This is a genomic window from Rhodanobacter panaciterrae, from assembly GCF_014651895.1.
Classification (GTDB): Bacteria; Pseudomonadota; Gammaproteobacteria; order Xanthomonadales; family Rhodanobacteraceae; genus Rhodanobacter; species Rhodanobacter panaciterrae.
In genome coordinates, this window is the sequence record NZ_BMXT01000003.1 from 131,478 (window position 1) to 145,547 (window position 14,070).

Below are 14,070 nucleotides of genomic sequence, written 5' to 3' on the forward strand. Positions count from 1 at the left end.
ATGCCTACGACTCAGCTCCCTGCTTTGACCGGTCCCGTCGTGATCCGCTTCGGCCGGCTCGGCGACACCATCCTGCTGCAGCCGCTGTTGCACAAACTGCACATGCGCTATGGCCGGCCTTGCCAGTTGCTGGCGCTGGGGGACTGGTCGCCGGCGCTTTATTCGGCGCAGCCGGAAGTGGCCGGGTGCATTCCCCTGCGTTCGCAGTACGGTCCGATCTGGATGCGCCCGCAACGCTGGCGCGCGGCGCTGGCCTTGCGGCGCCTGCGTGGGTCGCCGTTCTACATCTGCGAACCCGAGTTCCGCACACGAACGAAGGTGCGCCCGATGCTGGCGCTGGCCGGTGTACCGGCCGAGCATTGCACGTTCATCGAAGATATCCCGTCGATCGAAGACGAGCACTGGGTGGATTGGCTGTTGCGCTTCGCCGACACCACCCCGGCCGCATTTCGCGCAAGTTGCGCATCGATGGCACTTCCCGTTCATGCGGCGCCGCAATTGCATGTCAGTGCGGCCGAGCGTGTCGATCGCGATGCATGGCTGCGCGAACAAGGCATGGGCGGGCGTCCGCTGGTGCTGCTGCAACCAGCCAACAAGCGCACCATGCGATGGAATGGAGTGCGCGCGGCGGAAGATGACGACAAGTCCTGGCCGGCCGAGCGCTGGGCCGCGCTGGCGCGTGCCATCAGCTATCGCCTGCCGCAGGCACAGGTGCTGTTTTGTGGTTCCGCCGCCGAGGCCGGCTATCTCGATACCTTGCTGGCGGTTACCGATGCGGAGTCACCCAGGATCGCCGCTGCCGCCTTGCCGTTGGGTCGTCTCAAGGCGCTGCTGGAGATCGCCCACAGCATGGTCTCGATAGACACCGGGCCAGCCCATCTTGCCGCGGCCATGGGTTGTCCGCTGGTGGTGCTGATGGGGAACCGCTCGCCGCAGTTGTGGACCCCGCGCAGCGGGTCCGGCAGCGAGGTGAGGCTTCTCGGTGGCCTGCCGGCGGTTCGACGGGTGGACGAGATCGAAACCGCCCAGGTCGTGAGTGCATGGCGCGCGTTGCGCGGACGCACGGCGGCCGAGACCGCCCACCAGGACGCTGTCGAAACGATCGCCTACTCGGCCGGCTGCGCCGGCTGACGCAGCGTTTGTCGCACGCTCGGGATCGCGCCGCCGCGAGCGGCCAGTTCATGCGCGATGTCGACATAGCCGAGTTGCCGCGCCACATCCGCCGCGGTGCGGCCGAACGCATCGGCCGCATTGCGATCGGCCCCGCGCGACAGCAGTACGCGCGCCGGCGGCAGCAACGCATGCATGGCGCAGGCGTGCAGCGCGGTGACGCCGCGCTGATCGGCATGTTCGACCTTGGCACCGGCTTCCAACAGCAGCGGGACCAGTGCGCCGATATGCGTGGCATCGCATTCGCTGCCGGGGCGCAGCTGCGCACCGAGCAGCAGCAGCAGCGGTGTCTTGCCCTCGCTGTCCGCATGATTGATGTCGGCGCCGCGCTTGAGCAGGCTGTCGAACAGGCGGCGTGCACGCAGGCTGTCGTTGTGTTCGAAGCCGAACTGCGCGGCCGCATGCAAGGCGCTGCGCCCACCGGCATCGACGGCGTTGATGTCGGCACCGGCGTCGAGCAAGGGCTCGACGATTTCCGGATAGCCCATCGCGGCGGCCACCATCAGCGCAGTGGCCTCATTCGGCAGCCGCTGATCGGCGCTGACCTTGTGCTGCAGCAGCAGCGCGACCAGTGCCTCGCGGCGTGCGGCGACCGCAGCGGCCAGCGGAGTTACGCCGCTGTGCGCGGCCAGCGCCGGATCGGCACCGGCATCCAGCAGGCAGGCGGCGATCTCGCGATGGCCGGCACCACAGGCGCGCAGCAGCGCGGTGGCGCCCTGCTCGTCGCGAGTATCGACGGCGAAACCCAATTCCAGCAGGCGCTGCACGCTGGCCAGCGCACCGGCGGCAGCCGCGGCCGGCAGATCGGCTGGGCGCAGTGGACGGTTCGGTCGCGACCAGTCGCGCCAGTCCAGCCAGCGTTCCACCGCTGGGTGCTCCAGCGCCAGTCCCAGCGGCGTTTCGCCGTTTGCATCGGCGGCTTCGGGATTCGCACCGTGAGCGATCAAGGCTCGCACCAGCGGCAGCGCCCGTGCGCCATGTTCGAGCGCGGCGAACAGCGGCGTGCGGCCGTCGCGGTCGCGCGTATTCGGATCGCAGCCTCGTGTCAGCAAAACTTGCAGCAATTCGGGCTGGGCATTGACCACGGCCAGGTGCAGCGGGGTGCGTTCGCGCGCATCTGGACCGAACGGATCGGCACCGCGTTCGAGCAGGTTCAGTGGCAGCGCGGCGGCTTGTGCCACGCCGCTCAGGCGCGACAACGCCTGTGCCAGCAGGCCGCTGCCGGCCGGGCTGGCACCGGCCTGCAGCAGGTCGTCCAGTGCCTCGGTCGAATTCGGCAATTGCTGCAGCAAGGCGTCGAACAGACGCCGGCCCAACGGTGGCAGGATCGGGGCGTCGGCGGTTTCGGCATCGTCGATGCGCGGTGCTTCGAAGCGGGCTTCGGCGTCGAGGCCGTGATCGAGCAGCCAGCGACGGCCGGCGGCGAGACCTGGCGTGACCAGGTCCAGATACAGCTGCGCCAGTTGCGCCTGCGGCCATTCGCGCACGCGTTCGGCAAAACCCGACACGATCGCCCAGTGACCGAAGCGCAACGCGTCGAGCAGGTGCGCCGGCGTGTCGGCGCCTTCGGCCAGCAGGTCCTGGCTGAGGCTGGCCGGCAGCGGTGTATCCGGGTCGAGCAGGGCAACCAGATCCCAGCGACCAGCGGCAGCGGCGTGGTCGAGCGCGCTGCGGCCATCGCTGCCGGGTGCCTTCGGTTCGGCGCCCAGTGCCAGCAAGGCGCGCACGGTTTCGCCATGCGCATGCGGCGACTGGCAGGCCAAGGTCAAGGCATCACGGCCGTGCTGGTCGCGCACGCGTGCGTCGGGCTGCGCCTCGGCCAGCAGCTGCACGATGCCGCCGGCGCCGGCGCGGGCCGCTTCCATCAGTGCAGTGCTGCCACGCTGGTCGGTCAGGTTGATATCGGCACCGGCCGCGCACAGTACGCGGGCGATCTGTTCGTGCCCTTCGGCGGCGGCGCCCAGCAGCGCATGTCGATGCCGCGCATCGACCGCATTGATCGCGGCGCGATGCTTGAGCAGCAGCTTGACCCCTTCGACATCGTCGTCGGCGATGCCGGCGGCGGCGACCAGTGCCGGTTCGCCGTCGGTCGGCGCCGGCTTGGCGCCGTGTTCCAGCAGGAATTTCGCCAGCGGCCAGTTGGCGGCACGACAAGCGGTGGCCAGTGGACTGATGCCGGCCTTGTTCAGCGCGTTGATCGGCGCGGCCGCGTCCAGCAGCATCGCCGCGACGCCCGGCTCGGCGCTGAGTACCGCACCGTGCAGCGCGGTATTGCCCTCGACATCGGCGACCAGCGGGCTGGCGCCATTGGTGAGCAGGGTCAGCACCGCTTCGGCGCGGCCGTGCCAGCTGTCGCGGGTAGCGGCCAGTAGCGGGGTAATGCCGCCGCTGGCGCGATTCACGTCGGCGCCCTTGGCGATCAGCGCGCGCAGCAGACGCGTATCCGGCAGCAACGCGGCCAGCATCAGTACCGGGCGCTGATCGCGGTCATCGGCGGTCGGCGCGGTGTTGGGGTCGGCACCGGCCTCGACCAGCGCCAGTGCGCGTTCGATATCGCCGTCACGAGTCGCCGCCAGCAACGCTTCGGCCTGCTCGGGCGTGCCGGCGGTGCGTTCCTGTTCGCTCAGCACGGGACGCGGGGCGGGCGCGGCTCCGGTCGACAACGCGGCGTAGTCGCTGCGCCGACGCGGTTGATGCCGCTCGCACAGCAGCGCGCGCAGCGTGCGGTTGGCGATGATCAGGCAACCCAGCGGCAGCAGCACGACGCCGTAGATCGCCAGCGCGGCGATGCGCGGTTCGGGCGGCAGCACGCCATACAGACCGGTCAGCGCGACCGCGCCGAAGGCCAGCACCAGCAATGAGAGTGCGGCCGGCAGGAAGTGACTGAAGAAATGTTCCTCCTGCGACAGATGTCGACCGAACGCGATGCTGCGCAAGGTCGCGGTGAAAATCCACGAACCATCGCGTTGGCGCGGATAGGCGTCGTCCCATACAAAGACCAGCCCGAACGCAGGCCACAGCCGCCACAGCGCGACCAGCGCCAGTACCAGCATCGCGGCTAGGATCAACGCGGCGCTGAGGCTGGGCGTCTGGCTCAACTTCAGCATCGGCCACGCGACCAGTACGAACACCAGCGCCGCGTAGCCGGTGAACATCACCAGATGCGCGGCGCCGCGGCGCAACACGGTACGGCCGAAACGCGGTTCGGGATCGAAACCGATCGCGTGGCAGATCGCCGCCATGGTCAGTGCGTTCGCCAGCAGCAGCGGGATCAGGGTCAGTGGGTGGGTAGCCAGTCCGGCGGCGGCGACCGCGAGCAGACCTGGAATGAACCAGGCGAGAGCTTGCAAGAGAGGAGGGCGGCGGCGCGATTTGGGCTGGGTCATGGAGACAGTATAGAAATCGTTGGACGTGCAGACGGTAACCAAGTGTTAACGCCAGCGACATGATGGCGCGATCAGTCGTCCCGATCATCCCGCGGGGAGTGGGTATAGGCGAGATGATTGGCGGTGGCCAGGGTTTCCTGCGGCGGCAGCTGCAGATGCCAGCCCTGCATGCGCAGGTTGGTGAGCACCTGCTCGGTGTCCTCGACCGGCAGCTTGCGTTGCTCGTCCAACTGCACTTCCATCACGAAGCGCAGTTCACCCAGCAACAGGACCAGCGACTCGGGCAGCACATCGAACGCATCGCGCTGCGCCAGCCACAGGTAGCTGTCGGCCTTGCGCCGGCTGGCATAGACATGGCACTGCATGACGCGACCTCCTTCGGGGCGATGTGATGGACTGATCAGGGTAGCAGCGTGGCTGGCCGCTTGCCCGCCGAGCGGTGCCGATGGCGGGGTTGCAAGAATTCACGTGGAAGGAAGGCGCAGCCAGACGGCGTCTGCAGCATTCGTACCCGTTCGTTAGTTAAATGTTGCGACTGCACTTGCAACACCTTGGGCGAGCGGGCAAAGTGCGGCGCAGGGGCTTCAAACGCGCGTATGAATTTCATCTTTGATTTGTCGCAGTCCCCGCTATCTACCCGAGCCGCATCACGACAAAAAAGCAGGAGCAAGCGATGCACATGTCTTTCCGTTCCTTCACGGGCGCTGCCCGTCCGCTCGCGCTCGCCGCGCTGAGCGTAGCCATTCTCGGCGCACTTGTGCCAGGCGCCGCCCATGCCAGCGCTTTCCAGCTCAAGGAAAACAGCGCCACGGGTCTGGGCCGTGCCTATGCCGGTTCTACTACTGCTGGTGGCGATGTCTCGGTGGTGGCGAACAACCCCGCGGCGATGAGCGATCTCGACGGCACCTATGTGCAGGCCGATATCACCGCGATCAACTTCAGCACCAAATTCACCGGCAGTAGTCACGACGTTCTGGGTCGCCCGATCAGCGGCGGCAACGGCGGCGACGGCGGCACCACGTTGCCGGTGCCGGCGCTGGCCATCGCCACCAAGGTGAGCGACCGGGTCAACCTCGGTATCGCACTCGACGTGCCGTTCGGCTTCCAGACCGAGTATGACCGCAACTGGATGGGCCGCTACGACGCGATCAAGACCAAGCTGCAGTCGTTCGATTCCACACTCTCGGCCTCGTTCAAGATCAACGACCAGTGGAGCGTGGGCGCCAGCGCGATCGCCGAGCGCACCAATGTCGACCTGACCAACGCGATCAACTTCAATGCCGTGGGCCTGGGTATCCAGCAGGGCATCGGCGCACAGACGGCGGCGGGCGTGGCGCAAATCCAGGCTGCCGCGCAGGCCGGCCAGATCCCGCCGGCGCAGGCCGCCGCGATGATCCAGGCGGCCGTGCAGCAGGGTCAGGCCGCAGCGGCTGGTGTGGCCGCGCTGACTCCGCCGGGCGGGGATGGTTACGCCCAGGTCAAGGGTGGCAACTGGGCTTGGGGCTGGCAGGTCGGTGCGTACTGGAAGCCGACCACGACCGACCGCTTGGCGCTGAATTACCGCTCGCGCATCACTCATGACATCGACGGCACCGCCAACTTCACCACCACGGCGGGTTACGGCCTGCTGCTGGCCAACCCGGCGCTGGCTGGCAGCATCCCGCCGTTCCAGCGCACCGCCGGCACGGCTCGCCTCACCAACCCGGCAGTCGCTAGCCTGAGCTACTGGCACCAGGAAGAGAAGTTCGGCCTTGGCATGGACGTCGCCTGGACGCAGTGGAGCTTGATGCGCCAGGTCACCCTGAACTACGCCAACCCGGCGCAGCCGACCACCACGCTGCCGTTCAATTGGCGCAACACCTTTTACGTCTCCGTCGGCGGCGATTATTACCTCAGCGACAAGCTGACCCTGCGCGGCGGCCTCGCGATCGACCAGGCGCCGATGTCCGCGGGCAATCGCGATCCGCGCGTACCCGATGCCGCCCGCCGGATGGCCACGGTCGGTCTCGGCTACAAGGTGAGCGATCATTTCGAGATCAACGCCTCGTATGCGCACATCTTCGTCAGCCACGCGGGTGTGAACGGCTCGAAGAGCGCAACCGGCGACGTGCTGACAGGCAGCTTCGACGACTACGGCAACCTGCTGAGCTTCTCGGCGCAGTACAAGTTCTAACTGCCGCAACACGAAACAGACGTCCAAACAAAAACCTCCCCGCGGAAGCGGGGAGGTTTTTTTATGCGCTTGAGTAGCCGGCGCAGAGGTCGGTGTTCAACCCCGCTTGAGCAACAGTTCCAGCATGCGCCGGAAGCGTGCGCCGTACGGCGGATTGAGCAGGCCGACGCCGTTGAAGCGCGCTTGGCGGAACACCGGCTTCAGATGCGAAAACGTGCGGAAGCCGGCTTCGCCGTGATAGCCGCCCATGCCGGAGGCGCCGACGCCGCCGAATGGCAGGCCATGCTGCGCGATGTGAAACAGCGTGTCGTTGAGGCTGACGCCGCCGGCCACGGTGCGTGCCAGCACACGATCGATCAACGTCCGATCCTGCTCGAACAGGTACAGCGCCAGCGGATGCGGATGAGCGGCGACGTAGCTGATCGCCTCGTCCAGCGAATCGTAGGGAACCAGTGGCAGCAGCGGGCCGAAGATCTCCTCCTGCATCACGCCCATGCTGTCGTTGACCTCGCTCAGCAGTTGCGGCGGCAACAGGCGGCGCGCCGGATCATCCGTGGCCTCGCTCAGCGGATGCACCTGTGCACCCGCAGCCACGGCGCCATCGCGCAGTCCGACCAGACGCTGGTACTGGCGATCGGAAGCGACGCTGGCGTATTGCGTGCTTTGTGCCAGTTGGGGATACATCTGCGTCACCGCGCGGCGGGCGGTGGCGATGAAATCCGCCACACGTGCGCGCGGCAGCAGCACATAGTCCGGTGCGATGCAGGTCTGTCCGGCGTTGACCAGTTTGCCGAACACGATGCGTTCCACCGCGTTGTCGAAGCGCGCACCGGGGCCGATGATTGCCGGCGATTTGCCGCCGAGTTCGAGCGTCACCGGAGTCAGGCTGGTGGATGCCGCGCGCATCACGTGATGACCCACTGCAGTGGAGCCGGTGAACAGCAGGTGGTCGAACGGCAGCGCGGAGAATGCCTGCGCCACTTCGGCGTCGCCGGTCACCACCAGCACTTCGTCCGACTGGAAATGCCGGGCCATCTGCTCGGCGAACAACGCCGAGAAGCGTGGCGTGTATTCGCTCATCTTGATCATCGCGCGATTGCCGGCGACCAGCGCGTCGACCAGCGGGCCGATCGCCAGATACAGCGGATAATTCCACGGCACGATGATGCCGATGATGCCCAGTGGCTGCGGCATCAGTACATTGCGGGCGGGTAGAAAGGCGAGACCCGCCAACGAACCCCGTGGGCGCATCCAGCGCCGGCCATGGCACAGTGCGTGGCGGATGCCGGACAGGCTGGGGAAGATTTCCAGCAGATCGGTTTCTTCGGCAGGACGCTGACCGAAGTCGGCGCTGATCGCCTCGGCGAAGGCGCCGCGCTGTTCGCGCAGCATCGTCTCCAGCGCGCGCAACCGCTTTGCGCGCACATCCCATGGCGGCATCGGATCAGCTGCTTGTGCCGTGCGCATGCACTGCAATGCGGGAATAAGTCCTGCGATCGCTAACTCAGACATGTTGATGGATGCTCATTGTTCGCGGCGGAATTCATCAAAGAACGCGTGGTCGATCTCGTAGATGGTCTTCGGCTTCACGCCGATGCCTGCATCTTGAAAAAGCTCGACTAGCTGCTCTCCATCAATCAGTTCGATTGGCACGACACCATCGCGTGAGGCTTCGCTCTCGGCATCGTTCGTGAAACGTCCGGTGGTGATGAACACACCTTTTTCGGCGCGGCCGAGCAAGGCATTACGGAACTCGCCCACGGCACTGCGCGAGACGACATCCTTGTAGCGTTTGGCCTGAAATGCCACACGCAAGCTGACGAACGGACTCAGTCGCAGCAGGCCGTAACCATCGATGCCGCCATCGCGTGAGCGTTGGGTAACTTCGACATCCTCAAACCCGTGTTCGCGCAAGAGGCGTCCACAGATCAGTTCGAAGCCGTACGGCGGCAGAGATTTGAGGATGTCTAGAAGGTCCAGTTCCTGAGACTCTTCTGGAGTCACCGCATCGGTGGTTTCGGGAATTGGCAGGGCGTCGCCTGCTGCATCCTGTTTGCGTAAGGACTGGCTGATCTTTACTCGGCCTAGAAAGATGGTTCGTGCTGCATCTTCATCAAGATGGGCTTTCCAGCCGAGCGGACTCAGCACCCAGAGGCCGCGTTTGCTGTCGTCCAGTAAACCGTCCCAGACCAGATACTGGCGTGCCCACTGCACTTGGTTGTGGAAGCGGTTGGCTCCCGACTTGATCGTGGCTTCGGTGATCTCTGGAGGTAGCTGAAGCTCTCGTGCTATCCAACTTGAAACTTCTTTCGGCTTGGCCGATCCACCCAGCGCACGCAGGCAATCAAGCAACGGGCCCATCCAGTGGACGAATTCGGCTTGGCCCTTTTTCAACTTCGACATGCGCAACGCTCCGTGTGAGTACACGCAACGTACTCGCCGCATCGACTCCATGGCAATGGAGTCGATGCGGCGAAGTGATATTTACTCGCCGATCGTCAGCAGCGAGGCGTTGCCACCGGCCGCCGTGGTGTTGATGGTGAGCGTGCGCTCGCCGGCGAAGCGCAGCAGATAGTGTGGGCCGCCGGCCTTGGGGCCGGTGCCGGACAGGTTCTCGCCGCCGAACGGCTGCACGCCGACCACCGCGCCGATCTGGTTGCGGTTGACGTAGCAGTTGCCGACGCGGGCGTGGCTGGCGATGTAGTCGACGGTGTCGTTGATGCGGCTGTGAATGCCAAGGGTGAGGCCGTAGCCGGTGGCATTGATCTGATCGACCACCTGCTTCAGCTCGCTACCCTTCCAGCGGATCACGTGCAGCACTGGGCCGAACACTTCGCGGGTCAACGTAGCGAGCGAGGGAATCTCGTAGGCGCGCGGGGCGAAGAAGGTGCCGTTGGCGGTGAGTGCCGGATCGAGCTTCACTTCGCCGATCTTCTTCGCTTCCTTGTCCATGCGTGCGGCGTGCTCGACCAGGATCTTCTTCGCGTCCTCGTCGATCACCGGGCCGACGTCGGTGGACAGCTGGCCCGGGTCACCCACCTTCAACTCGCCCATCGCGCCGGCGAGCATCGCGCAGACCTTGTCGGCTATGTCTTCCTGCACGAACAGCACGCGCGCGGCGGAGCAGCGCTGGCCGGCGGACTGGAACGCCGAGGCGATCACGTCCTTGACGATCTGCTCGGGCAGGGCGGAGGAGTCGGCGATCATCGCGTTCTGGCCACCGGTCTCGGCGATCAGCGCGGCGATCGACGCATTGCGTGCGGCCAGTGCGCGATTGATTGCCCAAGCGGTCTCGGTGGAGCCGGTGAAGGCCACGCCGGCGACGCGCGGATCGCGGGTCAGGGCGGCGCCCACGGTGGCACCGTCGCCCGGCAGGTATTGCAGCACGTCGGCCGGCACGCCGGCGTCGTGCAGCAGTTTCACCGCGGCGTAGCCGATCAGTGAGGTCTGCTCGGCCGGCTTGGCGATGACCGCATTGCCGGCGGCCAGCGCGGCGCTGACCTGGCCGAGGAAGATCGCCAGCGGGAAGTTCCACGGGCTGATGCAGACGAACACGCCGCGGCCGTTGAGGAACAGCTGGTTGCTCTCGCCGGTCGGACCCGGCAACTGCTCGGGCTGACCGAACAGGCGGCGCGCCATGGTGGCGTAGTAGCGCAGGAAGTCGGCCGCCTCGCGAATCTCGGCGATCGCATCGGGCAGGCTCTTGCCAGCCTCGCGCACGCACAGCGCGATGAACTCGCCGCGATTGGCTTCGAGCTGCTCGGCGGCGTGTTCGAGTATCGCGGCGCGGCTGGCGGCGGGCAGGCGATCCCAGCTGTGCTGGGCGGCGACCGCGTTTGCTAGCGCCTTGTCGACGGTGGCGCTGTCGGCGCTGACGTAGCTGCCCACATTCTGGCGGCGGTCGGCCGGGTTGGTCACTTGGATGGTCGCGCCATTGGCGGTTGTGCCCGGCACCAGCGGAGCCGCGGCCCACGGGCCGGCATGGGCGTTGACCGCGTCGGCCATCGCCTTCAGTTCATTGTCGTTGGAGAAGTTGACGCCCATGGAATTCTTCCGGAGTTCTGCGTAGATGTTGACCGGCAGCGGGATGCGCGGATGCGGGATCGAAGCAAAAGCACGCACCGTTTCGCAGGGGTCGGCGACCAGGGTGCGCACCGGCACGCTCTCGTCGACGACGCGGTTGACGAAGCTGGTGTTGGCGCCGTTTTCGAGCAGGCGGCGCACCAGGTATGGCAGCAGGTCCTCGTGCGTGCCGACCGGCGCGTACACGCGGCAAGGCACGTTCAAGTTCTGCGGACCGATCACTTCGGCGTACAAATCGGTGCCCATGCCATGCAGGCGCTGGTACTCGTACGGGCGGCCCTGCGCGATGTGATGCACGGCAGCGATCGAGTGCGCGTTATGGGTTGCGAACTGCGGATAGATCAGTTCGACGCCGGCATTGAACAGGCGCCGCGCGCAGGCCAGGTACGACACGTCGGTGTTCGGCTTGCGCGTATACACCGGGTAGCCGGCCAGGCCGTTTTCCTGCGCGCGCTTGATCTCGGCGTCCCAGTAGGCGCCCTTGACCAGGCGTACATACCAGCGACGATTCGCGGCGCGGGCGGTTTCGATCAGCCAGTCGATCACGAACGGGGTGCGCTTGGCATAGGCCTGCACCACGATGCCGAGGCCGTTCCAGCCTTGCAGCGACGGATGCGCGAACACGTCACCGATGATGTCGAGCGACAGTTCGAGGCGCTCGGCTTCCTCGGCGTCCACCGACAGCGCGATGCCGTGCTTCATCGCCAGTTGCGACAGCTCCAGCAGTTTTTCGCTGAGCTGGCGGTGGGCGAGTTCGCGCTTGGCCACTTCGTAGCGTGGGTGCAGCGCGGACAGCTTCACCGAGATCGACGGTGCGTCGGTGTGGTTCGCGAACGGGCCGCGCGCGCCGATCGCGGCGATCGCGTTGCGGTAATCCTGCTGGTAGCGCTCGGCGGTCTCGCTGGTCAGCGCGGACTCGCCTAGCATGTCGTAGGAATAGCGGTACACCGCGTATTCCTTTTTCGCGCAGCGGTCCAGCGCTTCGTCGATGGTCTGCCCCATCACGAACTGGTGGCCCATGATGCGCATCGCCTGACGCACGGCGAGGCGGATCGCCGGTTCGCCGGCGCGACCGACCAGCCGCTTCAGCGCGCCGGTGAAATCGTGGCGGGTATCTTCGGCGAGGTTCACCAGATGCCCGGTGAGCATCAGGCCCCAGGTGGAGGCGTTGACGAACAGCGACTCGCTCTGGCCCAGATGCTTCTTCCAGTCCGCATCGCCCAGCTTGTCGCGGATCAGCTTGTCCGCGGTCGCCTTGTCGGGAATGCGCAGCAGCGCCTCGGCGACGCACATCAGCAGCACGCCTTCCTCGGAGGAGAGGTCGTACTGGCGCATGAAGGATTCGACGGCGCTCTGGTCCTTGGCGCGCAGGCGCACCCGGCTGACCAGCTCGGCCGCGAGGTCGATCACCTTCTCGCGCTCGACTGGCGGCAGGGTGGCTTGGGCGAGCAGGTCGTTGACTGCTTCGGTTTCGTCGCGTAGCCAGGCGGCGGTGATGCGTACGCGCGCCGGCGTGCTGTCGAGGGGGAGTTCGGGGCTGAGGATGGGCTGGGTCACGGGCTGGTCGAAGGATTCGCCGCTGCGAAGGGGAGCGCGCGATTGTACGCGGACTGCGCAGATTGGGGCAGCGCGGCGACCGCACTGGCGCCGGATAAGTTGCTGTCCGGGTGCTTCACCAAGGGCCTTGCGGTGCCGTTCGCGGGGCTTCCTTGCAGGCCTGATCCGGATCAGGCGGGTGCGACATTCTTGCCCGCTGCCTCGCCGCGGCCTATCATTCCGGCGTTCCAGGCACGCCGGATCCCCATGATCGTGCTTCGACCAGCTACCGCCGGCTTGCCGTGCGTGACGATGTGGCTCAAGCCCAATCGCACGCTCAGCCGGCGCGGTTTGCGTCGATTGATCGTGGTTCTGGTGGCGCTGGTGCTGATAACGGCAGGACTGGGTGCGTGGCAGGGGAATGTGTTTGCTCCGCTGTTTGCCTTGGTCGAATCCGCCGCCGTGGCTGTCGCCTTGAGCGTGGCCTGGCGGGCCGGCGATCGCAGTGAGCGCATCACCCTCGACGCTGTGTCGCTGGAGGTGCAGTCGCTGCCGGGCCGGCGCCGCATGCGTTTCCAGGCGTACTGGGTGCGTGTGTTGCTGGAGCCGGGCGGCGGGCGTCAGCGCCTGCTGCTGTCATCGCACGGGCGCGAGTTGGAGATTGGCGCTTTTCTGGCGGAACAGGAACGCGTCGAGCTGTCGAGAAAACTCATGGTGCTGCTGGCCGATCTCAACGGCCTGTCGCGCAAGTAGGTTCAACAAAGGTGCAAGACATGACATCTGGCGGCATCAGGCGATCATTCACGGCAGCGGCGACCCTCGCCCTTGCATCGTTCGGCAGCGTGGTTCATGCCGCTCCCGGTCCGTGGCAGCTGAACATGGAGCGCGGCGCGAGCACCTGGTCGCAAGTGCCGTACCACCTGAACAACATTTCGCTCGCCGTGTGCACGGTGATCGGTATTCTGGTGTTCGGCGCGATGTTCATCGCGATGTTCCGCTTCCGCAAATCGCGCGGTGCGGTGGCCGAGAAGTGGTCACACAACACCATGGTGGAAGTCATCTGGACCACCATCCCGGTGATCATCCTGGTCGTGCTGGCCTACCTGGCCACCGGCGGACTCACCTCGTGGGCCGACACCACCGGTTCGCAGATGACCGTCAAGGTCACCGGCTACCAGTGGAAGTGGCGCTACGACTATGTCGAATACCAGGGCAAGCCGATCGACAAGGTCGGCTTCATGTCCAAGCTCGATACGCAGAGCGACCAGACCCGCCAGCTCGCTTCGGGCATGGACCCGTATGCGGTCAAGGTCGGCGACGAGAACACCTACCTGCTGAATGTGGACAAGCCGCTGGTGGTGCCGGTCGACACCAAGATCCGCTTCGTGATCACCAGCGGCGACGTGATCCACTCTTGGTGGGTGCCGGCGACCGGCTGGAAGCTCGACGCGATCCCCGGAATCATCAACGCGGCCTGGGCCAACTTCCAGACGCCGGGCACCTATCGTGGCCAGTGTGCCGAGCTGTGCGGCCAGGATCACGGCTTCATGCCGATCGTGGTGGTGGTCAAGTCGAAGGCGGATTTCGCCACCTGGCTGGCCGAGCAGCAGGCGCAGTCCGCTGCGCCCGCCGCGGCACCGGCACCGGCGGCAGCCTCCAGCACCGCCGCGCCGCAAACCAGCCAGGTCGCTCCGGCAGCGGATGCGGCCAAGCAGGGCTGAT

The 14,070-nt window shown here is 66.2% G+C and carries 9 protein-coding genes; 4 read left to right on the plus strand and 5 right to left on the minus strand.

Annotation, left to right across the window (positions count from 1 at the left end):
• Positions 1-1,131, plus strand: a complete 1,131-nt coding sequence (locus IE071_RS14115; protein ID WP_189442059.1) for a glycosyltransferase family 9 protein — start codon at positions 1-3, stop codon at positions 1,129-1,131.
• On the opposite strand, the gene IE071_RS14120 is transcribed toward IE071_RS14115, so the two are convergent.
• Both IE071_RS14120 and IE071_RS14125 read right to left on the minus strand, forming a co-directional pair.
• Positions 1,107-4,556, minus strand: coding sequence for an ankyrin repeat domain-containing protein (locus tag IE071_RS14120; protein ID WP_189442060.1), 3,450 nt, complete (start codon positions 4,554-4,556; stop codon positions 1,107-1,109). The two genes, IE071_RS14115 and IE071_RS14120, sit on opposite strands and share 25 nt — an antisense overlap.
• A gap of 71 nt (positions 4,557-4,627) precedes the next feature.
• Positions 4,628-4,921 carry a YcgL domain-containing protein gene (locus IE071_RS14125; protein ID WP_189442061.1) on the minus strand — a complete coding sequence of 98 codons (294 nt, stop codon included), beginning with the start codon at positions 4,919-4,921 and terminating at the stop codon, positions 4,628-4,630.
• 314 nt (positions 4,922-5,235) lie between these two features.
• Here IE071_RS14125 and IE071_RS14130 point away from each other — a divergent pair, with 314 nt between their 5' ends.
• The gene (locus tag IE071_RS14130) at positions 5,236-6,729 is read left to right on the plus strand and encodes an OmpP1/FadL family transporter (protein ID WP_229792916.1); all 1,494 of its coding nucleotides are present in this window, start codon (positions 5,236-5,238) and stop codon (positions 6,727-6,729) included.
• A gap of 96 nt (positions 6,730-6,825) precedes the next feature.
• On the opposite strand, the gene IE071_RS14135 is transcribed toward IE071_RS14130, so the two are convergent.
• The 3 genes from IE071_RS14135 to putA all read right to left on the minus strand — a co-directional run bounded on the left by IE071_RS14135 (position 6,826) and on the right by putA (position 12,369).
• The gene (locus IE071_RS14135; protein ID WP_189442064.1) at positions 6,826-8,241 is read right to left on the minus strand and encodes a coniferyl aldehyde dehydrogenase; all 1,416 of its coding nucleotides are present in this window, start codon (positions 8,239-8,241) and stop codon (positions 6,826-6,828) included.
• A 12-nt stretch (positions 8,242-8,253) separates the two neighbouring features.
• Positions 8,254-9,132 carry a restriction endonuclease gene (locus IE071_RS14140; protein ID WP_189442066.1) on the minus strand — a complete coding sequence of 293 codons (879 nt, stop codon included), beginning with the start codon at positions 9,130-9,132 and terminating at the stop codon, positions 8,254-8,256.
• An 81-nt stretch (positions 9,133-9,213) separates the two neighbouring features.
• Positions 9,214-12,369: a bifunctional proline dehydrogenase/L-glutamate gamma-semialdehyde dehydrogenase PutA gene (putA, locus tag IE071_RS14145; protein WP_189442067.1), complete on the minus strand. Its 3,156-nt coding sequence runs from the start codon at positions 12,367-12,369 to the stop codon at positions 9,214-9,216.
• 291 nt (positions 12,370-12,660) lie between these two features.
• Between putA and IE071_RS14150 the strand changes: the two genes are divergently transcribed.
• Together IE071_RS14150 and coxB are read left to right on the plus strand one after the other, a co-directional pair.
• On the plus strand, positions 12,661-13,101 hold the full coding sequence (locus tag IE071_RS14150; protein ID WP_189442100.1) for a DUF2244 domain-containing protein: 441 nt from the start codon (positions 12,661-12,663) through the stop codon (positions 13,099-13,101).
• Positions 13,102-13,121: 20 nt separating this feature from the next.
• Positions 13,122-14,069 (plus strand): cytochrome c oxidase subunit II, encoded by a 948-nt coding sequence (coxB, locus tag IE071_RS14155; protein ID WP_189442069.1) that lies wholly within the window; start codon positions 13,122-13,124, stop codon positions 14,067-14,069.
• Position 14,070: the final 1 nt, after the last annotated feature.